The organism is Trinickia mobilis, from assembly GCF_017315705.1.
Classification (GTDB): Bacteria; Pseudomonadota; Gammaproteobacteria; order Burkholderiales; family Burkholderiaceae; genus Trinickia_A; species Trinickia_A mobilis.
In genome coordinates this window covers 38,339-64,299 of the sequence record NZ_JAFLRF010000017.1, presented here as the reverse complement: position 1 = coordinate 64,299, position 25,961 = coordinate 38,339, and the positions used below count along the sequence as shown (strand labels likewise).

The following is a 25,961-nucleotide window of genomic DNA, read 5'->3' as shown; positions in this document are numbered from 1 at the left end:
CGACAAGGGTCTTGCCTTTTCCCCCAACCAGAGTTCTTTTTGCATCGAATACGAGTCAAGCATGAAACCTTCTTTCAAGATTTCGATGGCGCTGCTGGCCGTCCTTTCGTCGCTTGGCACCGCGGCGCACGCTGCAGACGGCACGATCAACTTCACCGGCAAGGTACTGAAGACGACCTGCTCGGTGCCGAACAAAAATATCAACGTCTCGATGGGCACGGTCTCCGCCGACGATTTCAATGTGAGCGGCGCGGAAGGACGTGATATCCCCTTCAAGATCGAGTTGCAGTCCTGCGACTCCGGCCTCGCAGGTGTCAAGGTCAAGATGAACGGCACAGCCGACGCGAACCAACCCGATCTGCTGAAGATCGGCCAGGACGCGGGAGACGATGCAAAGGGTCTCGGCATCCGGATCGTCGACGACGCCAATACGGATGTGCCGATCAATTCCGAATCGAAGGAATACGCGATCGGCGAGGGCAAAGCGAGCCTCGAGTTCAAGGCGCGCTACGTCTCCACTTCCCCGAACGTGGAGCCCGGCGAGGCCAACGCTCAGGCCGAGTTCCAGCTGACCTATCGCTAAGACCGCACGCATCCGGCCGGACGCAAGGCCCTCGCTTCGCTCACGCTCCGATCATCGCAAGGACCCGACATGACGCGCATCGACGCCCGACTGAAAACCACGTTCAACGCCCTGCTCTGCTGCGCGGCGATCGGGGTCGCCCAGCAAGCCTGCGCGGGCGTCGTGGTGGGCGCCACGCGCGTCATTTTCGACGAGGGCCGGCGCGAGGTGTCCGTGCCGGTGAAGAACGTCGATCAGGTGCCGTTCGTCGTGCAGGCCTGGGTCGACGGCGGCGACGGCAGCGGCAGCGACGCGGGACCCGCCAAGGGTAAAACCAAGGCGCCGTTCCTGCTCACCCCGCCGCTCTCGCGGCTCGATCCCGGCAAGGAAAATCTGCTGCGCGTGATGCAGGCGCGCAATGCGCTGCCGTCCGATCGCGAGTCGATGTTCCGCCTGAATTTCAGGGAGATCCCCGAAGTGCCGGCCGGCAAGAACGTACTGCAAATCGCGGTGCATACGCGCATCAAGCTCTTTTATCGTCCGGGCAATCTGCCGGGCAAGGCCGCCGACGCGCCGAAGCAGTTGCAGTGGAGCGTGACGGACGGCGGCGGCAAGGGCGGCAAGGCGCTGACGGTCACGAACCCGACGCCCTACTACGTGACCTTCGCAAGCATCGAGGCGGGGGACGCAAAGGAAGCCGTCGACATCGAAGCGGTCGCGCCGTTCGCCGAGGCGTCGCTCCCGCTCAAGCATGCCCCGGCCGGCCATGCCGGCGCGGTGCCGGTGCGCTTCAAGACGATCAACGACTTCGGCGCGACGATCGAAGCCCCCGAGGCGCAGGCGCGCTTCTAGAAGGGCCCGTTCACGCCAATAACAGGCCCTGACACGCGGGCGCTCCGCGCCCACCCGGATTTCATTTCTGGTGCGTCTCCGAAGAGCCGGGACGCGCCTGTCGCATCGCGTCCCGCGCCGCCGCTTTTCGCGGGCGGCGCGGGGCGCGGCATTGACCATCATGAAGACCTTCAACGTTCTGCCGCTCGCGGCGCGCTTACTGCTGGCATGGCTGCTCTGTGCATTCGCTCACTCGGCGTTCGCGCAGGAACCGCCCATGGCGCTGCCGGACGCCATGCCGCAGGACGTCGAGCAGATGGCCGGCATGTCCCCCGAAACGCCCGCCGAACCGCAGGCCGCCGCGCCCGCTGAGGGCGCGGCCACGCGCTTCAACACACGCTTTCTGTCGTTCGGCGGCGACGGCGAAACGAGCGCCGCCGATCTGGCCGCATTCGCGCACGGCAACGTGCTGACGCCGGGCGAACACCTCGTCGGCGTGACCATGAACGACGGCACGGCGAGCCAGTACACGCTGAATTTCCAGTCCGACGCCGCGAGCGGCGATGTCCTGCCCTGTCTGACGCCTGCGCTGCTCGACGAACTCGGCGCCAATCTGTCGGCATTCCCGCAACTCGCCGGCCAGGATGCCGCCGCCTGCATCGATCTGCACGCCGTCGGCCCGAATCTCTCGGTGCGGGTCGACGCAGCGACGCAGACTGTCGCCATCACGATCCCGCAAGCGATGATGAAACGCTCGGCGCAAGGCGCGATCGATCCGGCGCACTGGAACAGCGGCATCGATTCCGCGTTGTTCGACTATCGCCTGAGCGCCTCGAAAAACTACGTCTCGAGCAGTCGCGGCAACGGCGCCGAATGGTACGCATCGCTGCGCTCGGGCCTCAATCTCGGCGGCTGGCGGTTTCGTGGCGACATGTCGCTGAACCGCGACTACAGCGGCACGCATGTGCAGATGCCGAGCGCCTACGCGCAACACGACATCACCGCACTGAAGAGCCAACTGACGGTAGGCGACAGCTTCATGCCGGGAGACGTGTTCGACAGCGTGCCGTTCCGCGGCGTCCAGCTCTCCTCCGACGACGCGATGCAGCCCGACAGCCTGCGCGGCTACGCGCCGATCGTGCGCGGCATTGCGCAAAGCCATGCAAAAGTCGAAATCAGGCAGAACGGCTTTCTCGTCTACAGCACCTACGTTCCACCCGGCCCGTTCGTGATCGACGACATGTATCCCGCGTCGTCGAACAGCGACATGGAAGTCACGATCATCGAGGCGGACGGACAAAAACGCTCGTTCATGCAGCCGTACGCGAACATCCCGACGCTGCTGCGCGAGCACGGGCTCAAATACCATTTCACGGCCGGCGTCACCCGCGTTCCCGGTGCCGCCCGGCACGCATCGTTCGTCGCCGGCACGGCGGCCTACGGCGTCGGCCACGAGATCACGCTGTACGGCGGCGTGATCGCTTCGCCGCTCTACACCGCGCTCGCGCTCGGCGCCGCAAAGAACATGGCGGTGCTCGGCGCGCTGTCGGTCGACGTCACGCATGCGCGCTCCCGTCTCCCGGACGGCGGCACCGAAAGCGGCCAATCGATGCGCGTCATGTACGCGAAAGCGCTCGACACGCTCGGCACGGAATTCCGTACCGCCGCATACCGCTATTCGACCAAGGGCTATCACTCGTTCCGCGACGTCGTTTCTCCCACCCCGTCGGATATCGGCGCGGCAATCTCGACCGACGGCGCGCGCAGCCGGGTCGAAGCCACCGTGACCCAGGCGCTCGGCAAGGGCGGCCACTACGGCTCGATGTACGCGAGCTACACGCAGCAGAGCTACTGGCGCCGCCCCGGCAACGACCGCGTGATCCAGCTCGGTTACTCGTCTTCGCTCAAGCGCATTCCGTATCGCGTGAATTTCAGCTCCGATCGTCCGGCCGGCGGCAAGGCGAGCCGCCAGGCCTCGTTCAGCGTCTCGATCCCGCTCGGCGGCAGCGCGTCCAGCACCACCTATGCGAACGCCTCGATCACCAGCGGCGAAGCCGGCACGGAACAACACGCCGGGCTCTTCGGCACCGTGTTCGACGATCACCGGTTCTCCTACAGCGTCGACACCAACCGGTCGCCGAACGGCGGCATGAGCGGCAACGCGAGCGTCAACTACCGGACCTCGGTCGGCGAATTCGGCGTCGCCCATAACCAGGCGCGCGACTATTCGCAAACCACGCTCGATGCATCCGGCGGCGTGATCGTCCACGGACGCGGCGTCACCTTCGGGCAGTCGCTCGGCGAGACCAACGTGCTCGTCGCCGCGCCGGGCGCCGGCCAAGTCGGCATCGAATCGAATTCGGGTGTCCGAACCGATTCGCGCGGCTTTGCGATCGTGCCGAGCGCGACGCCCTACCGGGCGAACCGCGTCGCGCTGCGCACCGAGGATCTCGACCGGCAGGCGGCGGTGAAGGCCGCCACGGTCGACGTCGTGCCGCGCCGGGGCGCCGTCGTGCTCGCACCGTTCGAGATCGCGAAGGGCCGTCTGTTGCTGAATATCCGCAACGAATCCGGCGAGCCGATGCCGTTCGGCGCGCGCATTTTCGACGCGGACCGGCATGAGGTCGGGATGGTCGGCCCGGACGGCCAGGGGTTCGTCACCGGCGCGGGCGACGCCGCCACGCTGACCGTGCGCTGGGGCAAGCAGATGCGCGAGGCGTGCCAGTTGTCGTTCGATATGACATCGCTCGCCGAAGCCTCCGATCTGCCGGAACTGGACGTGGTCTGCGGCGCCGCGCGCCGCGAAGCGGACGAGGCTCCGCCGGGTCTCGCCGGAGACGTCGAACGTAATTTCAGGAGTCTTTCACAATGAACCGCAGGTATCGAAATCTGCTCCGAATACTGCCGGCGCTCGCGCTGTTCGGCCTGTCCCACGCGGCGCACGCAGATCACTGCGAGGGGGACGGCGACATCCACACGCCAATCGAATTCGGGAGTCTTTACGATGACGGCAAGCAGGTCGGCCATGTGTTCGCCACCAAAGAGTTCAAGCTGAAAGTCGTCTGCAATCCGAGGTGGGATGGATCGCCAGCCCCCAAAAACATCTTCCTTTCCTCGAATGACCCGATTCCCGGCACCGACTTGAGTCGCACGAGCCTGCCGGGCGTGGGCATTCGCTTGTACGCCGACGGCAACGTGATCAACCCCGGCACAAGCGTGCATCTTGCAGCGCATCGCGGCGACGGCGTCGATATCTCCATTTCGATGAAGGCCGAACTGGTGAAGGCGGGACCGATCACCCCCGGCCACATCACCAGTCGCGCATTCAAGGTCGAATGGCGGCACCCAGGCGATTTCATTGGGCACGAGTTCGGAGCAAAACATTTCGTCAACACCCGGTTCGACGGCGTGGCCTGCAAGTTAGCCGAAGCTTCGAAACTGTTGAATGTCAATCTCGGCATCGTGGCGCTCTCGGACTTCACCGGAATCGGCACTGCGACCACGCCGCGCAATTTCAGCCTGCACGTCACCTGCGCGCAGTTCGGCGAAGGCGGGTCCACGCCTCTTTCCGTCCAATTCAGCGGCGAGGCCGCTCCGGACTCGTCCGAGTTCATCAAGGTCACCGGCGACGCGCCGGCGACCGGGCTCGGCGTTCGCCTGTCTTCGCAGGACGGCAAAACGATGCCGGTGAACACCTGGAACAGTCTCGGCCACCCCGACGCAGGGATCGTAGCCATTCCGCTCTCTGCGCAGTATGTTCAGACGTCCGGCCGCATCACGCCTGGCGACGCCAACGCGACGGTCTCGGTCTTGATCGAAATGCGGTAGTGCGAATTGAAAATCCGTCGACGACTTTTGATTCTCTTGACAATGATTGCCCATCATTGATGCGGATTTGAAAATAGCGGGTATTCAACCGAATTATTTATTCCAATGAAACCCGCTATCAAGCGTTACAACGCCGCGTCGGTGATGTGCCACTGGCTCGGTGCGATCCTGATGTTCGTCGCGCTGCTTTCGGGCGAAGTGCGTCACTTCGTCGTCGAGGCAGGTCACGTCACGATGTACTCGATGATGGTGCTGCATATCGGCACCGGCATGGCGATCCTGTTCCTGATGCTGCCGCGCATCCTGTCGCGCGTGATCGGCCCGCAGCCCGCCGCCGTCTCGAACGGCAGCACGCTGACCGATTTCGCCGCGAAGGCGGTGCACCTGATGCTCTACGTATTCCTGATCACCGAACCGTTGATCGGCTGGCTGATCGTCAACGCCAAGGGCATGCGGGTGCCGATGCCGCTGCTCGGCTTCGAGTTCCCGGCGCTCGTCGCAAGGAACGCCGAACTCGTCGCACTGCTCGTGCCGACGCACGACTTCATCGCCCGCGTGTTCTATCTCGTGATCGCGGCGCATATCGGCGCAGCGCTCTGGCATCACGTGGTCAAGAAGGACGGCACGCTGCGCCGCATGAGCTTTTCCGCATTGTCGTCGCACAAGACGCACGCCTGAACCTCAACCTTAATCCGCAATTTCCGCGCGCGGCCTATTCAACCATGGATCTCACCGCGCGCAGATCACAACCTCGAATCGTTGCATGCAATACGTTAACTACAAAGACCGCGAATACGGCGTGTTCGCCGTTCAACGCGACAACAGCCGCTGGGATGCCTACTACGAATTTCGTTCGCCGCACCATGCCGGCGCCGACAAGCCGCGCTACAGGGTGCAGTCGCTGTTCGGTTTCGATTCGAAGCTGAGCGCGATGCAGGACGCCGAACGCAACGCGCGCGCGGACATCGATCAAGGCATCGGTCTGCCGCTGCCCGCCTGAGCCTGCGTGCTCGTCTCCTCTCAACCCGACGCCCTATTTCATGTCTTTCCGATCTCGCCACGTGTATCGAGCCGCATGGATCGCGATCTTCGCGATCCTGCTCAACACGCTTGCGCCGGCGATCACGTCGGTCAAGGCGGCGATGCACGGCCGTTCGTCGGCCATGCTGCAGATCGGGCATCACGCGATGCGCGCGACGGATGCCGCCCCCCCGTGCGGCTCTGCTGCGCGCGATGAGCACGACATCGAGCCGATGCCGCATCACGACACGAATCGGGCCGCCGATCCGGATTGCGCTCAGGAGGCCGCGCCTCAAGCGGACGAATGCCCGTTCTGCCACGTTCACGCGGGCAGTTTCGGCTTGCCCGCGATGCCGCCGCAAGACGCGTTGATCACGCGCTTTGCGGACGATCATCCCTACCTGTTCTACCAGGCTCCGCGCCATTTCTTCATCTGGCGCCACGCACTCTCGCGCGGCCCGCCAGTACTCGACTGATGTGTGACGCCCGCCGGCGGGCATCGAATTTCCATTTTCATCGGCAAGCACCGCGGTCGACCGCGCCCGTGCATGGGCAGCGCCGCGCGCCGAAAACATCAATCTATCGAGTACTCCTATCATGTCGAAGAACCAACACCTCATTCGCCGCACCACGATCAGCCTCGCCGCAATCGCGGCCCTCGCCGCCGCCCTGCTCTCGTCGCCCGCGCACGCGCACGACGAACCCGGCGTCGGCCTCACGCCCGACAGCCACGCGCCCGCCGGCATGATGTACGACCACATGCACAAGAAGGGCGAGTGGATGTTCGGCTACAACTTCTCGACGAGCAGCACGGGCGGCGACGTCATGAACGGCGGCAACGCCGTCAGCGACGAGGCGCTCGCGGCGGCCGGCTACATGATGAAGCCGACCAGCATGAGGATGAACATGCACATGCTGCATCTCATGTATGCGCCGACCGACTGGTTCAACGTCATGCTGATGCCGATGTACATGGACATGCCGATGACCATGAAGATGGTGCCCGGCGCCGGCGGCGGCCACGGCGGCGGCGGCGGCGGCCATGGTGGCGGCCACGGCCCGATGCTTGCGGGCGGCATGGGCGGCATGGGCGGCGGAGAAATGTCGCACAGCACGTCGGGCATCGGCGACACCGTCGCGGCGGGCCTGTTCCAGCTTTACGACGACGGCCGCCATCACGTCCACGCGGGGCTCGGCATCAGCATTCCGACCGGCTCGGTCTCGCTCAAGAATCCGAACGGCAGCTTCGTGCACTACGGCATGCAGTTGGGCACCGGGACATGGGATGTGATTCCGAGCGTCACGTACACCGGCCACGCGAATCGCTGGAGCTGGGGTGCGCAGGCGCTCGCGCAGGTGGCGATGCAAAGCCGCAACAAATCCGGCTTCCGGTTCGGCAACAAGTTCGAGGCGAACGCCTGGGGCGGCTATCGCCTAACCAACTGGCTGAGCGCATCGGCCCGGCTGAATTACACCGCGCAAGGCACGATTCAGGGCGCCTACAACGGACCGAGCCATCAGATGAGCCCCGACGACGTGCAAAGCAATTACGGCGGCCGCGTGCTGAAGGCCGGCGTCGGCCTCAATGCCGTGGTCGGCTCGGGTCCGCTGAAGGGCAATCGCGTCGGCGTCGAGTATGTGAAGCCGATCACGCAGAGCCTCAACGGCTATCAGCTCGAGCAGCAGGATGCGTTGTACGTGAACTGGTCGATGGCGTTCTGACGCGCGGCAAGCTCATGCCTCCCGGCACTCTCCGGGAGCGATTCCCCCTTGGCCGGCGTACGGAACGATCTATCGTCCGGCGCCGGCCTTCCCCGCTTTGCTTTGCCGCGCTCTGTTTCGCCCTGTTGACGTCTGCCGTTCGCGCCGACACCCTCACCGACGAAGGCACCGCTGCCGGGCTCCAATGTACCGGCAGCGCAGTCAACGACAGCGGCATCGTCGCGGGCAGCTGTCTCAATTCCTCTGGTGTACGAAGCGTATTCGTCTCGCTCACGCCCGGCAGCGAAACGGTCTTGCCGCCGTTGGTTGCCGGACGGAATTGCGCGACGATCGCCATCACCCATGCGGGGCTCGTGATCGGCTCCTGCCAGGATGCGACCGGGCGCAATCAGGCCGTCATCTGGCAAGCGACTCAGCCTTCCGCCGCCCCCCGCGTGCTGAATCCATCGGGCGGGGTCGAGATGAATGCGTCCGGTGGCATCGTCGGCCAGTATCTGAGCGCGGACGACGTGTCGCTGCCGTTCTATTGGAACCCGGATGCGAACGATGTGCAGGCGATTCCCGCTTTAGGCAGCGGAGCGCCGGGCGCAGTAACAGGGATCAGCGATACCGCGGTGGTGATGGGCAACAGCGAAACCGATACCGGCGCGATCCACGCGTTCAAATGGACAGAGGCCGGCGGTATGACGGACCTGGGAACGCTGGCCGGAGGCAGCAGTAGTTCAATCTCGATGCTGTCAAGCAATGGGTGTTTTGCTGCGGGTACCAGCGAGATTGCCGGTCACGCCGATCATGCGTTTACCGATACGCTTTGCACCTCCAGTTCAGCTAAACGCTCAATCTCCTCGCTTGCCCCCTCTACAACTGGACTTGCAACCGATTTGAAGCCGATTCGGATAATCGGCGTCAAGCAGTTAGAGGAATGGCTGCGGCTACTGTCGGCCAATATCTGAGTACGGGCGAGGTGTCGCTGCCGTTCTATTGGTGACCTTGCCCCCGAAGAACGAATCCCTCGCCGAGCGCTAAAACTCAAGCACCGGATCTCGGTCACGCACTCGACATCGTCCGTGCGCCCGGAACGACGGCCGTCTTCCCAATGGACCACATCTACCGCTTTTACGGGCCGCTGATGCAGGCGCTGGGCGGCGCATCCAGCCTCACGATCGACGTGCTGTTTCCGCCGCACATCATGACCGGCGTGCTCGGCCCCGAGATGGCCCAAAACGGCCGCACGATCCTCCCGGTATCGAGCCAACAACATCACACTCAATGCGATCAGCATCGCCCGGCGCCAGCGATCCGCCGCGCGCGACCCTACGACCATCGGCATTCCGTTCTCTTTCATGTTCCGTTCGTCTCCTTCCTCGTGGCAACCGAACCGGCTCGGCAACGTCGCCGGGCGCCTGGATCGAGAACGAAGATGGTCGGAGAATGGAATCGGTTTCGTACATAGGACTCCTCCCTGCCTTCCGAGCGGATGACTCCGATAGTGAAATGCCGCCTCGAGGCGCCGCATCGTCTCGGCATAAGAAAAAGCGGCGCATCCTCTTATCGGGATGCGCCGCTCGTCATGCCGGCACGCGCCGGATCACCGGCAACGCCACTACCAGCGATAGCCTGCGCCGGCCCCCACCGCTACCGTGCCGCGGCTGTTGGTCGAACCGGAGCCCTTCAACACCCACTTGCCGTCGCGCGTGGCGGTCGACAGGCCGAACGCGACCGCCGATTGACCGCCGTACGTCCCGCCGGCGATCGATACCATGCTTTCGCCCGCAAGCGCTGCCTGCGGCAGGTTCGCAATGGCGATCGCCGAAGCGACGCCGCCGAACGAATCGCGCTTGCTGCTCTGCATCTCCCCGCGCAAGCTGTTGAGCTGCCGGACGTTGACGGCATCGGTGGCCTCGGTGCCGTCGGCGACGTTGGTAATCTGGCGTTCGTTGCCTGCGGAGCCGACCGACACGGTGTTGTCCCGGCTCGCGCTCGACCCTTCGCCGAGCGCGACCGAGTTATTCCCGCTCGCGTTCGCGCCTGAGCCGATCGCCGTGCTGTTCTCGCCGCTCGCCACCGAACCGTTGCCCAGCGCCGTGCCGTTGGCGCCGCTCACGCTCGCGCCGCTGCCCAGCGCCGTGCCGTTGGCCGCCGTCACCGACGCGCCCGAGCCCAGCGCCGTGCCGTTGTCGGCCGTCACCTTCGAACCGGAACCCACCGCCGTGCCGTTGTTCACCGCCGCGCCGTCCGGGCCCGCCACCGTCGCGCCGTTGCCCAGCGCCGTGCCGTTGTCGCCCACCACCGACGAGCCTTCGCCCACCGCCGCGCTGCCCGAGCCTGACGTGCTGCCTTCCTGAGCACCGCCGTTGCCGCCGCCGTTGCCCTGGCCAATCTCGTCGACCTTGCCTTCCAGCGCGTCGACCTTGTCGTTCAGCTGGTTATAGCGGTTCTCGAAGTCCTGCTGCATCGCGTACATCTGTCCGCCGTTCACCGCTTCCATGCTGCCCGACGCGATCAGGCCGTTCGCCAGGTTGCCGATCACGGTGCCATCCGTGCCGCCCAGCGTCGCCCGCGACAGCGACACGTCGTCGTACTGCAGCGCGCTCATCATCCGGCCTTCGATGTCGGTTGCGATCGTCGACCTCATCTGCGCGAGCGTCACCGCGTCGTGGTCGTCCACGCCGTTCGCCAGGCCGGTCAGCACGCGCCCGCCCGCCTCGCCGGAGAAGTCCACCAGCGCCCCACCCAGGCCCTTGGCCACCGTAATGTTGCCGGTAGCTTCGTCCTGCTTGACGAGACCGATCGAACCGCTGTTCAGGTCGTTGCCGATCTGCGTCAGCGTCGCCCTGTTGGTGCTCACCGCCGTGTCCAGCTTCGTCAGCGCGCCGCCGACCGTCTTGATGTCGCTCTCGCCCTGGATCGTGTAGTTCGGGCCCGTCACCGCGCCGGTCGTCGCGTCGATTTTGGCGCTGCCGCCCAGTGCGTCCACTGTAGGCTTCAGCTGGGCCACGTTCACGCCGTCGTCGTCTTCCGTACCCTTCGCCATGTTGACCAATTGGCGCTTTTTAGTTAGGGAACCGATCGACACCGTGTTATCTCGGGCAGCAGTGCTGTTGTGACCGATTGCCACGCTTTCCACTGCCGAAACACTTGCATTAGTACCTACCGCAACGCTGCCTTGGCCAGTGACCTTAGAAAACCCGCCGAAAGCATCTCCATTAAACCCACTTGGCACGTCCACTGTCGCTTGATATCCAATTGCAGTGCCGACGGAATTGGATTTGGTATCAACTTTTGCTTGATAACCGATCGCCACCGCACCGGTCGAAGACGCACTAGCTTCCTTGCCCATCGCGACAGCAAGTCTTCCGGTGGCTATCGCAAGCCCTCCCAGTGCCAATGAATCGTCAGCGGACACCGAAGCCCCATATCCCAACGCAACGCCATAGGTGGCAGTTACCTTGGCCGCATTGCCGACGGCAACTGCATTCATCCCGGTTTTGGGATTGCCATCCGTAGCAACGGCTCCCATCCCGAGTGCGACCGCCCCGCCGCCAGCGCTCGCGCTGTACCCCATCGCTAGCGCATAGGCTTGAACATCGGTGCCTCCAGGAGCGGCGGAAGAATCTGCTTTCGCACTGCGTCCGATTGCAATATCGCTAATACCCGTCGCCGATGCACCCGCGCCAATCACCACTTTGTTATCGTCCAAGCCAGACGCGATCGGTGCAATACCGAAACCTCGCGTGGAGGTCGAGGGCCGGCAAGCCCCATTTTCATCGATCTTTCCCGATTTCCCGTCCGCCGTCGTGCAGGCTTCCGTCGCGCCGTCCACAGGCTGCGCCAGCACTTCGCCACCCGCTCCAAGACCGATCAGTGCAGCGGTTATCACGACACCGCCCGACGCCTTCTTCCCCCGGCTCTTCGCCAGCTCAGACGCCACCACATAGCGCCCGGCCAGCGCATTCCAGACATTCCGATAAACCTTGTTCATTTGTTTCCAACCCATTGGATTTCCGCAACCGGAGGCAGGACTCTTCCTGCTCTCCGTGCATGCGTATCGGAGGACGGCGGCTGCCGCCGCCGCTCCGCTTCAAAGCATCGAAAGATTTACCGCTCGATCCATGCGTCGTCCCACGCCGAACCGACGCCCGGCTCATAGTGCGTCGGCGACTGGCTGCACCAGCCCGTGTACGGCCACGGCTTGCACTCGTACGACTTACCGTTGTTGCTGACGATGTCGCCGGCCTGGTACGCCGTGCCCGCGCTGTATTGCGGATGCGCCGAGCCATCACCGCCATTGCCGCCGCTATTGCCGCCACCGCCGTTATTACCGCCATCGGTCGGCGGCGTAACCTTGGCAGTCACCGTCACGCGCTGCTCGAGCTTCATCGTCTTCTCGCCGTCCGTCACCGTCACGGTGATCCGGCCGGACGTGTCCTGGTCGACGTCCGCGACCGCGTACTTGCCCGACGCCTTATTGCCGACCGCGCCGCTGAACGGCGGCGACGAGCGCGTCCACGTGTACTTCAGCGGCTTGCCGCTCGCGAACTTCGCCTCGACCGTCACGGGCAGTTCGCCGCCGGCCTCGACCGTCGCCGGCACCGTCAGCGTGCCTTGCGGCTGCCCAACGGCCTTGACCTTGACCTTCTGCGACAGATCGATTTCCTTCGCGCCGTCCGACACCTTCACGCTGATCGTGCCGGTCTTGTCCGCATCGACGTTGGCCACCGCGTAGCTGCCCGACGCCTTGTTGCCGACCGATCCGCCGAACAGCGACTCCGGTCGCGTCCATTTGTACGTCAGCTTCTTGCCGTCCTTGTGCACGGCGTTCACGCTCACGGCGAGCTGACCGCCCGACATCACTTCCGGCGCGATCGTCAGCGTGCCCGTGATCGGCTCGACGATTTCCTCCGGCGGCGGCTCGACCTGGGTCGCGGGTTTCGCGGTGATCACGACGTTGTCGGCCTTCGACAGGCCTTGCGGGTCCGTCACCGTCAACTGGAAGCGATAGACGGTTTCGGCACTCGCCTTCGGCACCGCGACGCTCGCTTTCGCGCGATCGGCGTTGACGATCTGCAATGCCGGTCCCGCCGTCTGCTTCCACGCATACGTCAGCAGCTCGCCTTCCGGATCGCGCGACGCGCTGCCGTCGAGTTCCACGGTCTGTGCGCTCGTGATCGTCACGTCCTTCCCGGCGCTCGCGATCGGCGGCTGGTTGACCGGCCTGCCGCCGGCGCCGAGATGGCCGAGGCCTTCGTGCATCGCATTCAGGATGTCGCCGTTGTCGGCGTCGATTTCCCACGAGAACACGCCGCCCAGGTTCTTTTCGCGCACGTAGTTGCCCTTCGCGATCGTCGAGCGCGCGTCGTCGTAGGTGATCAGGTCGCCCGTCGAGCTCTTGTAGAGATACGGCGCTTCCGCTGCGGCGTCATAGCCGTACTGGTAACCGTTGATGCCGGTGCCGTCCTTGCCGGCCATTTCCTTGACGATCTTCTTGTAATCGAGGATGCCCGGCTCCCAGCCGCCCGCGATCGGTCCTTTCGCCGTGCCCGTGAACGGATTCGCCGGGTCCTTCAGGTTCGACACGCCGGTCCAGCCGCGGCCATATGCGGCCACGCCGACCACCAGCTTCTTCGGGTCGACGCCCTGCGCGATGAGCGCCTGCATCGACTTGTCCGTCGTATGCGCGCCCGGCTTCCATTGGGTGCCGAACAGCGCCGTCTGGTGGCCCAGATCGGTCGTGCTCCACGCGCCGTAGAAGTCGTAGGTCATGTCGAAGATGTAGTCCATGTACTGCGTGGCCTGCTTGTAGTCGACCATCGAGATCTTCTCGGTGCTCGCGCCGATCGCCGACGTCAGCTGGTACGTCTTGCCGGTGTCCTTGCCGACGCGATCCATCATCTGGCGCAGCTCCTTCATCAGCGTGACGTAGGTCGCGCCGTCCTTCCTCGCATCGCCGAGCCGCGGATTCGCGCCGCCGCCGCCCGGGAATTCCCAGTCGATGTCGATGCCGTCGAAGAACTTCCAGGTGCGCAGGAACTGCTCCATCGAATCGACGAATACCTTGCGCTTCGCCGCGTCGCCGAAGTGGAAGAACGGATCGGACAGCGTCCAGCCGCCGACCGACGGCAGGATCTTCAGATTCGGATTGCGCTTCTTCGCGGCCATCATCTGGCCGAGCACGCCCTTGAGCGGCGACGCCTGGGTCTGGCCCGGCAGCGTCAGCGCGATTTCGGCCCACGGGTCGTGAATCGCGACGCTGAAATCGGGCAACCCCTTGCAAGCCGTCTGCAGCGCCTGGTACGGCGAGCCGGCGTCCTTCAGCGAATCGTTGATGCCGCTGCCGCCGCAGATCGGCACGAAGCCGTAGAGAATGTGCGTGAGATTTTCGACCGGCACGTTGTCGACCTTGAACTGGCGGCCGTACACCGACCAGGTCGCGAAATACGTGCCGACGACGTCGCCGGACGCGTTGTCGTATTTCTTGTGGTTCTTGTCCGCGTTGTCCGGCAGGTCGTCGGCGAACTCCGGCAACGTGTCGAATACCTTGACGTCGAGCGAGGGGCCGGTCGTGCATTCGCCGGCCGCATCGCAAGCGCGCACCGCCATTTTGCGGACGCCGGCCTTGCGAACGTTGGCGTTGACGGTGGCCTTGCTTCCCGACACCGTGATTGCGGACGCTTCGTCGACCACGCCGTCGACCACCGCATAGGCCTTGGCGGCAGCCGACCCGCTCCAGATATTGAACGTCAGCGGCACGACCACCTTGTCGTTCAGCTTGACGATATCTTTATAGGGCGCGGCCGAACCAGCAGCCTGCAGATCGATCTGCACAAAGCCGTGCGGCTTCGACGTGACTTCATAGGCGGAGATCTGCGGCGCGCCCGGCGCCGCGAAGGCCGGTGCCTGAAGCGCAATGAAGGCGGCGCTCGCGAGAGCGGTTCGCGCAAGGATGAATGAATTTCGTTTCGAAGGAATGTGTCGCATCGTCTATATCGGTATAAAGTTAAGTTCTACTATCCACATTGAATGGATCGTCGATTTGAATCCTTATGCGATTCTATGAATCGCCATTTCCGGATCAATGTTTCAAAACCGAATCTGAATTCGTGTCGTTATCCTGATTACAGGATCATTCATGAGCTGCGGGGGCGATCCATACGGACGCCGCCGTGCAAATCGCCTTCACAGCCCACGAGCCGATCGCGGCATGCCTTGACCGGCGCCGTTCAACTGCCCATCCGGCGCCTAGTTGACATACGCGGGCACCTTGACTTTCTGGCTGCGCTTCAGTTCCCGCACGCCGTCCGATACCGTGACGGAAATGGTTGCCGTCGTGTCCTTTTCGACCTTCTTCACGGTGTAGGCCCCGCTTGCGTTGTTTCCGACCGAGCCGCTGAACATCGAATCGGGGCGCCCCCATTTATAGGTCAACGGCAACCCATTCGCCGACCGTGCATCGGCGCGGACTTCGAGCCGCCCGCCCGGCACTGCGCTGTCCGCGACGCTCAACTCCGCCTCCAGCACCGGCTTGACGGTCACATACTTCATCTCAGTGACTTCGTTCTTGCCGTCGGAAACGCGCACCGTGATCCTGCCCTCCGTCTCCTTGTCGACCTCACCGACCGCATAGCTGCCGGCCGCGCTGTTGCCCACCGTCCCGACGAACAGCGGTTGCGTTCTCGACCAGCTGTATTTCAGCGCCTTGCCCGTCGGCGAACGGGTTTCCGCACGCACCTGCAAGCTGTCGCCGGAGTAGACCGTCGCCGGCACGTGTAACGAAACTTCCGGCAGCGCCGCCTTGACCGTCACCGAATGCTTGGCGGTCGACGATTTGGCGCCGTCATCCACCTTCACCTCGAACGGGTACGACTTGTCTTCGACGAGCGCCGGTGCGGTGAACGTCGCCTTGGCGCCGTCGGACTCGAGCACGACGCCTTCCGGCGCCGTCCACGTGTAGTTGAGCGCGTCGCCCTCGGGGTCGAACGATTGCGACGCATCCAGCGCGACGCTTGCATTCGGCCGGGCTTCTGTCGGCCCCGTCAACCGCGCTGTTGGCGCTTGGTTGACGGGCGCCACCACCTCGACATCGATGCTCTTGCGCACTTGATTCTTGCCGTCCGACACCATGACCTCGATCTTGGCTTTCGTGTCCTCCTTGACCGAGGGCGCGACCAGCGTCAGCGTGGGCGAATTCGACGGCGTGCCCTTGAACCCGGCCGGAACGGTCCATTCGTAGGCGAGCGTGTCCTTCTCCGGATCGGTGAAGCTCGCGTCCACCTGGAACGACTCACCGGCTTTCACGCTCGCCGGCGCCTTCAACTGCCCGTCCGGCGCCTGGTTGACATACGCGGGCACCGTGACTTTCTGGCTGCGCTTCACGCTCCGCACCCCGTCCGATACCGTGACGGAAATGGTTGACGTCGTGTCCTCTTCGAGCCTCTTCACGGTGTAGGTCCCGCTTGGGTTGTTTCCGACGGTGCCGCTGAAAGCCGAATTGGAGTACGACCATTTATAGGTCAACGGCAGCCCCAACTGTGACTGCGCATCGACACCGACTTCGAGTCGCCCGCCCGGGACTGCGCTGTCTGCGACGCTCAACGCTGCCACTACCCCCGGCTTGACGGTCACATACTTCTCCGCCTTGACTTGGTTCTTGCCGTCGGAAACGGTCGCCGTGATCCTGCCCTGCGTGTCCTCGTCGACCTGATCGACCGCATAGCTGCCGGCCGCGCTGTCGCCCACACTCCCGCTGAACAGCGGATTCGTTCTCGTCCAGGTGTATTTCAGCGTCGCGCCTGCCGGCGAATGGGCTTTCGCACTCACGTCCAAGCTTTCGCCGGAGTAGACCGTCTCCGGCACGTTTAACGAGACTGTCGGCAGCGCCGCCTTGACCTTCACCGTATGCTTGGCGGTCGCAAATTTGCCGCCGTCGCCCACTTTGACCTCGAATGTCAGCGGGGTGTCTTCGATTGCGGCGGGGGCGGTGAACGTCGCCCTGGGGCCGTCGGAAGCGAGCACGACGCCTTGCGGCGCCCTCCACTCATAGCTGAGCGCGTCGCCTTCGGGGTCGAACGATTGCGACGCATCCAGCGTGACGCGCGCATTCGGCTGCGCTTCGGACGGCCCCGTCAGCTTCGCGGTCGGTGCATGGTTCGTCGCGATTTGATAGGCGTGAGCGATGGCAGCTTTGTCCAGTTCGCTGAAGCCTCTCCGCTGCCCGATCTCGATTCCTTTCGGCGCGTCGATCGTCGGTTTGTTGTTTTTTGAAAACGCGTATCGCCCGTAGTGAAGTATCGAGCCGTAGTCGTAGTCGCCGTGCAACACGCTCGATGCATTCGACACGATGGCGAAGTTATTCTCATGACCTCCGGAAACGTTATCCAAATTCACCGTAACGTGGTTGTCGCGGTCCGGACGTTTCTGCTCGTGCATGAAGCCAACGGCATGCATCATCTCGTGCATGACCGTGCCCTTGACTGCGCAGCCTTGTGCGAGATGGATGTCCTGCCTGCCGCCTACCATGCCAAGACTCGACCAGCATCCCTTTGCCGCCCTGAAACGGAAATAGACGAAGTTCTCGTCCGACGACGTGCGCGGTACGAAGCGAATCGGCGTCTCGGCGTTGAATTCGAGAATCGCCGCCTTGATGATCGCCACGGCTTGTGCGGGAAATTCCGGGTCGAGCTCATACGGCACCACGCCATTCGGCCAAAACTGCGCGTTGACCCGCTGAGCCGCTCGTTCGTTGGCCTTCTCGCCGTCGGCCAGCACGATATCGCCGTCGAGCATCACTTTGCCGTTTTCCTGAAGCGCCTGGACGGACTGGCGCTCGCCGCTGACGGGATCGAACAGCGACAGCGAGACGACTTTGGGACGCACCGCGTTCGTTCGCTTCAGCACCGTTCCCGTCAGCTGCGAAGCGGCATCGGGATTCGCGCCATTCTCGATGGCGGCGAACGCTGCGTTGCCGATCACGTCGCTCGACATCTCGACGGACTGCGAACCATCGGAAATTTCGACTTTGACGGTTCCCGTCGCATCGTACGTCGCATCGGGCGCCCAGATCGTCAGCGAAGCGCCGTCGAGCGCGCCGTGCGCCCAGCCCTCCGGCACGCTCCAGGTGTATTTCACGGCGGCAGGGTCCATGCCCGCGGGCAGCGACGACGCGGCGTCGAACTTCAGTGCGGCGAGGCCGGAAAAGCTCGCGGGAATGCTGGTGTCCCATTGCTGGGCGTGGACGCCCGCATTGAGCAGTGCGGTTCCGGACAGCATCAACGCGGCAATCGCACTCAAGCGTTTCATTTTCATCATAGGTGGTGATCAACAGGGTTGGTCTGATTGACACGCGAACAGCGCGCACACAATTTCGTGGCACCGATTCTTACGCAAGCACCTGCCTGCACCTATGAATTTCAAGAGTATTTGAAACCGCCGGCGGGACATTGAGCGTCGCCGCCAGCATCCCCCGGCCCGGAAACCCGCCCCCGACGGCCGCGAAAGCCCATTTCGCATAAAAAATAAGAATCTGCGCCCGGAAATATCTCCCAATATCCTATTTTCAGGCCACCTTCGAGCAGCAAAAATAGCTGCGCGTCCATTGCAGATATGGAACACGACTTCGGCTTATCTTCACCATCGCCGAGCCGCGTGAATCGCCGGGACGCACGACGTCAATCTCTTACCTGAAATAGGATAAATCCATGAACAAGCAGTCTGTACTCCTGCCGATTGCACTGCTGACCGGTACCTTGTCCGCATCGGCATTCGCAGCCAACGGAACGGTCAACTTCAATGGCGAGGTGACCAACGCCACGTGCTCGATCGCCCCGCAGAGCCAGAACCAGCAGGTCTCGATGGGCTCGGTGAACGCCCGTTCGTTCAAGAACAAGGGCGATATCTCCGCGCCGGTTCCGTTCGAAATCAATCTTGCGGACTGCATCCTGTCCGGCAAGGACGCATCCGGCAAGGACTTCAGCTTCTCGACCGCCACCGTGACCTTCAACGGCGCGGCCGACACGACCGACAATACGGCGCTCGGGCTGACGAACGCGTCCAGCAACACTTCGGCGAAGGGCGTCGCCATTCAGCTGCGCGACCAGCAGGGCAAGGTCGTCGCGATCAACGGCAACAGCGATTTCGAGCTCGTTCCCGGCAGCAATTCGATCAAGCTGCAGGCGGCCTACGTGGCCACCGGAGACCAGAGCGGCGCCACCGCGGTGCAGGCCGGCCAGGCCAACGGCACGGCCGAGTTCAACCTGCAGTACAAGTAACTCGCGTCGGCACCGACGCGTCTTCGTCTCGCACCCGGCAAGCGGGACCCGGCCGGTCCCGCTCTTGCCGGCCTCGCGGCCGAATGCGGCCCTTCGCGTTCGTTTCGTCTCCGTCGCGCCTTCGTCAAGCATCCGGCTACGGGCCGCCTCGCAGCGCGCCCGGCGGATGCGCTCGTTCCGGTCCAGGCGATGCGTCGGCCTCGACCTCATCAAGGATACCGAACCACCATGTTGACTTCCCTCCTCCCGAGGCGCGCCCGGCTGCGTCCCGCGATCTGCGCGCTCACCGCCGTCGCGGCCGTCGCCACGGCGGCCGACGCGAACGCCGGCGCCGTGCTCGGCGGCACGCGCGTCGTTTTCCCCGGCGACGCGCGCGAGGCGTCGCTGTCCGTCAAGAACACGGGCGACGCGCCGTTCCTGATCCAGTCGTGGGTGGACAACCAACCCAGCGGCAAGCCGGCCTTCTTCGTCACGCCGCCGCTCGCGCGCCTCGACGCCGGCAAGGAAACGTTGCTGCGCATCCTGCCTGCCGGCGTCGACCTGCCTAAGGATCGCGAATCCGTGACGCGGCTCAACGTCAAGGAAATTCCCGCCAAGCCGAACACCGACGAAAACGTGCTGCAGTTCGCGGTGCGCTCCCAGATCAAGCTGTTCTACCGGCCGGCCGGCCTGAAGGGCAGCGCCGATCAGGCACCGGCGCAGCTCGTCTGGTCGATCGTGCCCGCGCAAGGCGGCGGCAACGCATTGCGCGTCGACAACCCGACGCCGTACCACGTGACATTCGCGCGGCTGACCGTCGAAGGCGCGCAACCGGCGGAAATCAAGGATGCCGACATGGTGCCGCCGCTCGACCACGTCAGCCTCCCGCTGAACGTGCGCGCATCGGGCACGCCGCTGACGGTCTCGTATACGACCGTCAACGACTACGGCGGCATTTCCGAACCCGTGTCGAAACCGGCCGCCGGCGCACCCGCCGTTCAGGTCCGTATGGGCAGTGCCGATACGAACGGCGCGCCCGCGATCACGCCTCGACGCTAAGCCGATGCCGCGTCGCCCCCGAATCGCGCGCTTCGGCCGCCGCCTGCTGCAAGTCGCGCTCTACGGCGCGCTGGCGCCGGCTCGCGCGTGGGCGGACGACGCACCGGCGGCCGAATTCAACGACGCCTTTCTGGAAATCAGCGGGGATGCGTCGCAACGCGCGGATATTTCCCAGTTCGCCTACGGCAATCGTGTGCTGCCCGGACTGTTTCGCGCGGACGTATTCGTCGGCGAGCGATCCGTCGGCCGCGAAGACATCAAGTTCGAGGCGACGGAAGCCAACGCGGATGCCAAACCGTGCCTGACACGCGAGAAGCTCGATGCATGGGGCGTCAACGTCGCGGCGTTTCCGTCGATCGCCGGCGCCGAGGCCGACGCGTGCATCGACGTGGCCGCCGTGATTCCCCAAGCGAAGGTCGATTTCGACGTCAGCAACCAGCGCCTCGTGCTTTCCATTCCGCAAGCGGCGCTCAAGCGCGTCGCGCGCGGCGCGGTGACGCCCGATCGCTGGACGAACGGCATCACCGCCGGCCATCTGAACTACCAGGTCAATCTGGCCCGGCAGGACGCGAACAGCGGCCGGCCGGCGCAGCAATCGCGCTATGTCGGGTTGCGCGGCGGCGTCAACGTCGGCGACTGGCGGTTGCGGCACAGTTCCAGCTACAGCGGCGGCAGCAGCCAGAAGGACGAATGGCAGCCGATCGCGACCTATCTGGAGCGCAACCTGCCGTCGGTCGATGCGCGGCTCGAGATCGGCGACAGCGCGACGCCCGGCGACCTCTTCGAAGGCATGCAGTTTCGCGGCGTGCAGATCGGCTCCGACGCCTCCATGCTGCCCGACAGCCAGCAGGGCTACGCACCGACGCTGTACGGCGTCGCGCGCACGAACGCGGAAGTCACGGTCAGGCAGAACGGCTATGTGATCTACAGCACGTTCGTCGCGCCGGGTCCGTTCGTGATCGACGATCTCTACCCGACCGGCGGCAGCGGCGATCTCGAAGTCTCGATCGCCGAAGCGGACGGCCAAGTCACGCGCTTCGTGAGGCCGTACGCCGCGCTGCCGACGATGGTGCGCGAAGGCGCGTGGCGTTTCTCGGCCACGGCCGGCCAATATCGGAGCGGCAACAGCGCGGCCAGGCCGGCGTTCCTGCGCGGCACCGTCAGCTACGGCGCGAACTCGTCGACGACGCTCTACGGCGGCGTGCTGGGTGCAAGCCGATATCAGTCGATCCTGTTCGGCGTCGGCGTGAACCTGGCCGGCCTCGGCGCCGTGTCCGGCGACGTGACGCTCGCGCGGACCGGTACGCCCGGCGGCAGGCTTCAGGGCCACTCGCTGCGCCTGCTTTACGCGAAGTCGCTCGCTCAGGTCGGCACGGATTTTCGGGTGCTCGGGTACCGCTATTCGTCGAGCGGCTTCCGGACGTTCCAGGAAGCCGCGCAGATGCAGGCCGACGACGCGGGCGTGCCGTTCCATAACAAGAAAAGCAAGATCGAAGGCTCGATCTCGCAGCGGCTCGGCAATTTCGGTTCGCTGTACGCGACGGTCGGCCTGCAGAGCTACTGGGGCACCGATCAGCAGGACAAGCTGATCCAGTTCGGCTACTCGGGCGGCTACAAGCAGTTCAACTACAACCTCACGTACAACCAGAGCGCCGTCACGGGCGGGCAGGTCGACCGGCAGGTCGGCGTCAGCGTGTCGATTCCGCTCGGCAGGAGCGCCTACGCCAGCTACGGCGTCACAATCCGGCAGCGTGCTGAGCGATCAGCGCCTCGGCTACAGCATGTCGGTCAATCATGCGGATCGCGCGGGTCTGAGCGGCAACGCATCGGCCAGCTACTCGGGCTCGTTCGGGCGCTTCGATGCCGGGCGCTCGCAGGGCCGTGGCTACGGGCAGACGACGTTCGGCATGTCGGGCGGCATGGTGGCGTCGACGCTCGGACTGACGCTCTCGCAGCCGCTCGGCGAGACGATCGCGCTCGTCAACGTGCCGGGCGTCAAGGGCGCAGGGTTCGAAGGTCACGGCGGCGTGCGCACCGACGGCAAAGGCAACGCGGTGATTCCGAATATCACGCCGTATCGGCTCAACCGGATCGCGCTCAATACCACGGATCTGCAGCAGAACGCCGAGGTGTCCCTGGCCGCGCAGGAGATCGTGCCGACGCGCGGCGCGGTGGCGCTGCTGCGCTTCGAGAGCAAGGTGGGGAACCGGTTGATGATGACTTTAAGGAATGCAGAAGGTAAGGCAGTGCCGTTCGGCGCGATCATTCAGGATGAGGACGGGAGCGAAGTCGGTGTCGTCGGTCCGGAGGGACAGGCTTATGCAGCCGGATTGCCGGAAAAGGGAACACTGGCCGTCAAATGGGGAAGCAATGTGGAGCAAACGTGCCATGTGCATTTCGATATGTCCATTGCGTCTGAAATCGCGGGTTATAGAATGCTTGACGGAATGTGCTCACAATGAAATTATTTAAAATTAACATAATTCCATCAGCAATTTTATTGATAGGAATCACCCCTTCCGCGTGGTCATCCGAATGGGCATGTTTTTATAGAGATATATATTACCAAGATTTGCTTTTTTGCCAATATTCCACTGGATTCTATAATGTTCCAGCGTCATATAATGACGAAGTCAGTTCTATAAAAGTTTCCTCTTGGCGTGTAAAACTCGTAATATACGAGCACTTCGATCGAGGCGGGAGATCGTTAACGATAAATAGAGATCTCGAGTCTCTCTCGCCGTGGGATTTCAATGACATTATGTCGAGTTACGATTTTTCATTCTCGACACCGCCGCCGAGCAACTGCAGTTTGACTTCATCGTGGACGGCAACCAAACGGAGCATCGACGTGGGCAGCGTATCGGTCCCATCGGACGCTGCGATCGGTTCGACATTGAAAACGGTCAGTGTGACGTTACCTGGCGTAGGGGATATAGTCACGGATTGCCCGGCGACAACCTATTTATGGTCGAGAACGACAACAGGTGCTTTGGTACCGGGATACTCCGACGTCTACAGCACCAACCTGGCTGGCGTCGGCTACAAGATCCGGTTCACGAATAGTTCGAATGGCGAATCGTTCACATCGGACACGAAGAGCGGAGGATTCAGCGACAGCTATTACTGGTATGGCGGAGACATCGAATTCTCCCTGATCAAAACAGGCTCGGTCACCGGGGGAAGTTTGACGACTGGCCAATATGGATATCTGAATTTCAGGACGCCGGTCGGCTATGCCGATGTGGTAGCGGCAAGCTTCGAAGTTGTCTCCGGCGCAATCAAGACCCCCACTTGCACCGCCACCGGGCCGCTCACAGTCAAGCTCGGGAACATCTCCGCGTCGACCTTCAACCGCATCGGCACCACATCGAGCGCAATGGACGCAAAGATCGCCTTCACCGGCTGCAACAGCGCGCTCGCCAGCATCGCATTCGCCGCCTCCGGCAACGTCGACGGCAACGACGCCACGCTGTTCGCGCTCAGCGGCGACAGCACCGCAAAGGGCGTCGGCATCGAGCTGCTGGACAAGGACGGCGCCAACGTCCCGCCGAATGGCACGGTCGACTGGACCACCACCCAATCCGGCGCACAGGGCACCGGCTACGCGTTCAAGGTGCGCTACAAGCAGACGCAGAACGTGGTCGCCCCCGGCACGGCGAACGGCGCCGTCACCATCAACATCGGCTATCGATAACGAATTGGACTCCCGACAAATGAACGCACTGGATGCAGCAACGATGAAACAGATTTTCGCTCGCGCCGTCGTTCCCGCGGTCTGGCTTCTGGCGGGCGCGCAATCCGCCCACGCTGACAGCGTGACGATCAACGTCGCCGGCACGATCACCGCATCGACCTGCACGATCGATCCGGGCAGCGCGAATCAAACCGTGTCGCTGGGCAGCATTGCCGCGGACCAGTTCACCGCCGTCGGCACGACGACCGCCGACAAGGAGTTCGCGGTCACGCTGACGAAATGCGGCGCCCATCAGAACATGATCACGTTCACGGTGAGCGGCACGGCCGATCCCGACAACGCCGCTCTGTTCCAGCTCGGCGAAGCGGCCGGCCCCAACACCGCGGCTGGCGTCGGCATCGAATTGTTGAGGAGCGATACGTCCGCGACGATCAAACCCAACTCGAACGCCGATTACCCGATCGCGAACAACGACGCGAACCGGACCTTCAAATTCACGGCGCGCTACAAGCAAACGCTGGCGAACGTCCGACCGGGCAAGGCCAATGCGACGATCACGATGGATATCGCGTACAAATAGAAAGGACGAGGTCCCGCGCTAGCGGGGCGCCCGAATTCAGATTTATCGATAGACGGCATTGACCGTGATCGCACCGTTCGCCGTGCCCGGTGTCACGCTTGGCCGCGTCTGCTTGTAGCGCACCTGGAACGTATAACCGTTGGACTGCGCATTCGTGGTCGCCGTGTCCCACTTGACCGCGCCTTTCGGCACTACGCCATTGCCGCCCGCGTCGAGCAGTTCGATGGCGATGCCTTTTGCCGTACTGGCGGTACTGAGGGCGAACAAGGCGACATTGTCGGTATCCGCGGTACCGGAAAGCGCGAACGTCACGCCGGCCAGACTGCTGTCGCAATTGGCGAAGCCCAGCTTCGCACTCACCTTGGCGGACGTCGTGCCCACCCCGGTGAACATGGATGCAGCGACGTTCCCCAGATTCACCGTTCCCGGCCCCGACATGCTGCAGGTTGGCAAGCTGACCTTCCCGCCCGATCGGACAGTGAACAGGAACGGCGTCACGTCGTTGTAGCTGATCCGGCCGTATTCTACGGCCGGGAAGCTGCCTGGCGAAATCGCACCGGTTTTTATCAGCGTCAAGGTCAGCGAGCCACCGTTCCATTGAAAATCGCCACTGCCGGAAAGCGTGTTCGACGCAGCGGGATTGGTATAGATCGTGCTGCTATCTGACAATCGATAACCGACCCCGGCAATCCCGGTATCGTATACGTTGCTTTGCCCGCTTACAGTACTGCGAGAGGCCGCTTTCCTTAACACCGTATTGGCCGGACACCCTGTCACGACCTTTCCACTCGACATGTCAATAGGAATCGTTTTGAGCACCGCTCCGACGACAGTATCGGACGGCACAGATAGATTTCCAATATCGATATATTTTATTAGTTGAGCTGCCGAAAGCTCACATGCCGCGGGTTTTGGTTTTTCGATGGTAACTTGTGTTTTTACACTCGCAGGGGAGAACGTTATACGAGCCGCGCCGCCGTTGGTTCCGGTCCACATAACCAACCCGCCAGCGAGAGGCACTTCCTGATTTTCATCAATTTTTCTTTTGACTGTCAACGCAGCCGTTACCGTTATATAGATAGTCTGACCCGCGCCTACGATCGAACTGCCCCAATCAGCACTGCCCTCCCATGAAAGCGCGGGGTCAGCATAGACATTAAAATTACCCACCGATGTTGTTGTCCGCGACACTGTCGCCGTACAACGTATTGCGATCGTCGCAGTAGTACGTGCGATCACATCCCCGATAGAGGCATCCGCCTTAACATAAACATTTTGAGGCGGAGAGAAATTCGTCTGAATCCATGACGTGCAGGGGTTCTTGGCAATTGCCGGATGACAAAAAAATAGAAACGAAAAAACCAGAAAAACTTCAACGAAATTGAATCGGCTTACTCGCATGCGCTATACCGGTCAGTT

At 63.2% G+C, this 25,961-nt stretch carries 19 protein-coding genes and 1 pseudogene; 16 read left to right on the top strand and 4 right to left on the bottom strand.

Annotated features, from left to right (window positions below; genetic code table 11):
* Window positions 1–61 precede the first annotated feature (61 nt).
* The 10 genes from J3489_RS22165 (at window position 62) to J3489_RS22120 (ending at window position 9,416) form a co-directional block, all read left to right on the top strand.
* Entirely contained in the window at window positions 62–583 is a 522-nt protein-coding gene (locus tag J3489_RS22165) for a fimbrial protein (RefSeq protein ID WP_207001660.1), read from the top strand.
* 69 nt (window positions 584–652) lie between these two features.
* A complete protein-coding gene (locus J3489_RS22160) occupies window positions 653–1,414 on the top strand; it encodes a fimbrial biogenesis chaperone (protein WP_207001658.1) in 762 nt (253 codons plus the stop codon).
* A gap of 160 nt (window positions 1,415–1,574) precedes the next feature.
* Window positions 1,575–4,265: a fimbria/pilus outer membrane usher protein gene (locus J3489_RS22155; protein ID WP_207001656.1), complete on the top strand. Its 2,691-nt coding sequence runs from the start codon at window positions 1,575–1,577 to the stop codon at window positions 4,263–4,265.
* The gene (locus J3489_RS22150) at window positions 4,262–5,221 is read left to right on the top strand and encodes a fimbrial protein (RefSeq protein WP_207001654.1); all 960 of its coding nucleotides are present in this window, start codon (window positions 4,262–4,264) and stop codon (window positions 5,219–5,221) included. Before J3489_RS22155 ends, J3489_RS22150 begins: the two co-directional genes overlap by 4 nt.
* Before the next feature lie 105 nt (window positions 5,222–5,326).
* Window positions 5,327–5,899, top strand: coding sequence for a cytochrome b (locus J3489_RS22145; RefSeq protein ID WP_207001652.1), 573 nt, complete (start codon window positions 5,327–5,329; stop codon window positions 5,897–5,899).
* A gap of 85 nt (window positions 5,900–5,984) precedes the next feature.
* The gene (locus tag J3489_RS22140; RefSeq protein WP_207001650.1) at window positions 5,985–6,221 is read left to right on the top strand and encodes a hypothetical protein; all 237 of its coding nucleotides are present in this window, start codon (window positions 5,985–5,987) and stop codon (window positions 6,219–6,221) included.
* 40 nt (window positions 6,222–6,261) lie between these two features.
* The gene (locus J3489_RS22135) at window positions 6,262–6,717 is read left to right on the top strand and encodes a DUF2946 domain-containing protein (protein ID WP_207001649.1); all 456 of its coding nucleotides are present in this window, start codon (window positions 6,262–6,264) and stop codon (window positions 6,715–6,717) included.
* 121 nt (window positions 6,718–6,838) lie between these two features.
* Window positions 6,839–7,963, top strand: a complete 1,125-nt coding sequence (locus J3489_RS22130; protein WP_207001647.1) for a transporter family protein — start codon at window positions 6,839–6,841, stop codon at window positions 7,961–7,963.
* Window positions 7,964–8,088: 125 nt separating this feature from the next.
* Window positions 8,089–8,916: a hypothetical protein gene (locus tag J3489_RS22125; protein ID WP_207001645.1), complete on the top strand. Its 828-nt coding sequence runs from the start codon at window positions 8,089–8,091 to the stop codon at window positions 8,914–8,916.
* A gap of 143 nt (window positions 8,917–9,059) precedes the next feature.
* Complete coding sequence (locus tag J3489_RS22120; protein WP_207001644.1) at window positions 9,060–9,416, top strand: hypothetical protein; 357 nt, start codon at window positions 9,060–9,062, stop codon at window positions 9,414–9,416.
* 150 nt (window positions 9,417–9,566) lie between these two features.
* Here J3489_RS22120 and J3489_RS37765 read toward each other — a convergent pair whose 3' ends face one another.
* From J3489_RS37765 to J3489_RS22105, 3 genes are all read right to left on the bottom strand, one after another.
* On the bottom strand, window positions 9,567–11,945 hold the full coding sequence (locus tag J3489_RS37765; protein WP_374193475.1) for a YadA-like family protein: 2,379 nt from the start codon (window positions 11,943–11,945) through the stop codon (window positions 9,567–9,569).
* A gap of 116 nt (window positions 11,946–12,061) precedes the next feature.
* Window positions 12,062–14,941, bottom strand: coding sequence for a glycosyl hydrolase family 18 protein (locus J3489_RS22110; protein WP_207001640.1), 2,880 nt, complete (start codon window positions 14,939–14,941; stop codon window positions 12,062–12,064).
* A 261-nt stretch (window positions 14,942–15,202) separates the two neighbouring features.
* Window positions 15,203–18,259, bottom strand: coding sequence for a M12 family metallopeptidase (locus J3489_RS22105; protein ID WP_207001639.1), 3,057 nt, complete (start codon window positions 18,257–18,259; stop codon window positions 15,203–15,205).
* A 398-nt stretch (window positions 18,260–18,657) separates the two neighbouring features.
* On the opposite strand from J3489_RS22105, the gene J3489_RS22100 reads away from it, so the two are divergent.
* From J3489_RS22100 to J3489_RS22075, 6 genes and pseudogenes are all read left to right on the top strand, one after another.
* Window positions 18,658–19,227, top strand: a complete 570-nt coding sequence (locus tag J3489_RS22100) for a fimbrial protein (RefSeq protein WP_207001638.1) — start codon at window positions 18,658–18,660, stop codon at window positions 19,225–19,227.
* A gap of 228 nt (window positions 19,228–19,455) precedes the next feature.
* Entirely contained in the window at window positions 19,456–20,265 is an 810-nt protein-coding gene (locus tag J3489_RS22095) for a fimbrial biogenesis chaperone (protein WP_207001637.1), read from the top strand.
* A gap of 4 nt (window positions 20,266–20,269) precedes the next feature.
* Window positions 20,270–22,394, top strand: a pseudogene (locus tag J3489_RS22090) (fimbria/pilus outer membrane usher protein); the annotation flags it as partial.
* Window positions 22,395–22,478: 84 nt separating this feature from the next.
* Window positions 22,479–22,727, top strand: a complete 249-nt coding sequence (locus J3489_RS22085; protein ID WP_207001738.1) for a FimD/PapC C-terminal domain-containing protein — start codon at window positions 22,479–22,481, stop codon at window positions 22,725–22,727.
* Window positions 22,728–23,116: 389 nt separating this feature from the next.
* Window positions 23,117–23,962: a fimbrial protein gene (locus tag J3489_RS22080; protein WP_207001635.1), complete on the top strand. Its 846-nt coding sequence runs from the start codon at window positions 23,117–23,119 to the stop codon at window positions 23,960–23,962.
* A 43-nt stretch (window positions 23,963–24,005) separates the two neighbouring features.
* Window positions 24,006–24,542, top strand: coding sequence for a fimbrial protein (locus tag J3489_RS22075; RefSeq protein WP_207001634.1), 537 nt, complete (start codon window positions 24,006–24,008; stop codon window positions 24,540–24,542).
* Window positions 24,543–24,584: 42 nt separating this feature from the next.
* On the opposite strand, the gene J3489_RS22070 is transcribed toward J3489_RS22075, so the two are convergent.
* On the bottom strand, window positions 24,585–25,943 hold the full coding sequence (locus J3489_RS22070; RefSeq protein ID WP_207001632.1) for a fimbrial protein: 1,359 nt from the start codon (window positions 25,941–25,943) through the stop codon (window positions 24,585–24,587).
* Window positions 25,944–25,961 lie beyond the last annotated feature (18 nt).

Coding starts and splice junctions, on each gene's coding strand:
- J3489_RS22165 (WP_207001660.1), top strand. CDS start 62: ATGAAACCTTCTTTCAAGATTTCGATGGCGCTGCTGGCCGTCCTTTCG.
- J3489_RS22160 (WP_207001658.1), top strand. CDS start 653: ATGACGCGCATCGACGCCCGACTGAAAACCACGTTCAACGCCCTGCTC.
- J3489_RS22155 (WP_207001656.1), top strand. CDS start 1,575: ATGAAGACCTTCAACGTTCTGCCGCTCGCGGCGCGCTTACTGCTGGCA.
- J3489_RS22150 (WP_207001654.1), top strand. CDS start 4,262: ATGAACCGCAGGTATCGAAATCTGCTCCGAATACTGCCGGCGCTCGCG.
- J3489_RS22145 (WP_207001652.1), top strand. CDS start 5,327: ATGAAACCCGCTATCAAGCGTTACAACGCCGCGTCGGTGATGTGCCAC.
- J3489_RS22140 (WP_207001650.1), top strand. CDS start 5,985: ATGCAATACGTTAACTACAAAGACCGCGAATACGGCGTGTTCGCCGTT.
- J3489_RS22135 (WP_207001649.1), top strand. CDS start 6,262: ATGTCTTTCCGATCTCGCCACGTGTATCGAGCCGCATGGATCGCGATC.
- J3489_RS22130 (WP_207001647.1), top strand. CDS start 6,839: ATGTCGAAGAACCAACACCTCATTCGCCGCACCACGATCAGCCTCGCC.
- J3489_RS22120 (WP_207001644.1), top strand. CDS start 9,060: ATGGACCACATCTACCGCTTTTACGGGCCGCTGATGCAGGCGCTGGGC.
- J3489_RS37765 (WP_374193475.1), bottom strand. CDS start 11,945: ATGAACAAGGTTTATCGGAATGTCTGGAATGCGCTGGCCGGGCGCTAT.
- J3489_RS22110 (WP_207001640.1), bottom strand. CDS start 14,941: ATGCGACACATTCCTTCGAAACGAAATTCATTCATCCTTGCGCGAACC.
- J3489_RS22105 (WP_207001639.1), bottom strand. CDS start 18,259: ATGAAACGCTTGAGTGCGATTGCCGCGTTGATGCTGTCCGGAACCGCA.
- J3489_RS22100 (WP_207001638.1), top strand. CDS start 18,658: ATGAACAAGCAGTCTGTACTCCTGCCGATTGCACTGCTGACCGGTACC.
- J3489_RS22095 (WP_207001637.1), top strand. CDS start 19,456: ATGTTGACTTCCCTCCTCCCGAGGCGCGCCCGGCTGCGTCCCGCGATC.
- J3489_RS22085 (WP_207001738.1), top strand. CDS start 22,479: ATGATGACTTTAAGGAATGCAGAAGGTAAGGCAGTGCCGTTCGGCGCG.
- J3489_RS22075 (WP_207001634.1), top strand. CDS start 24,006: ATGAAACAGATTTTCGCTCGCGCCGTCGTTCCCGCGGTCTGGCTTCTG.
- J3489_RS22070 (WP_207001632.1), bottom strand. CDS start 25,943: ATGCGAGTAAGCCGATTCAATTTCGTTGAAGTTTTTCTGGTTTTTTCG.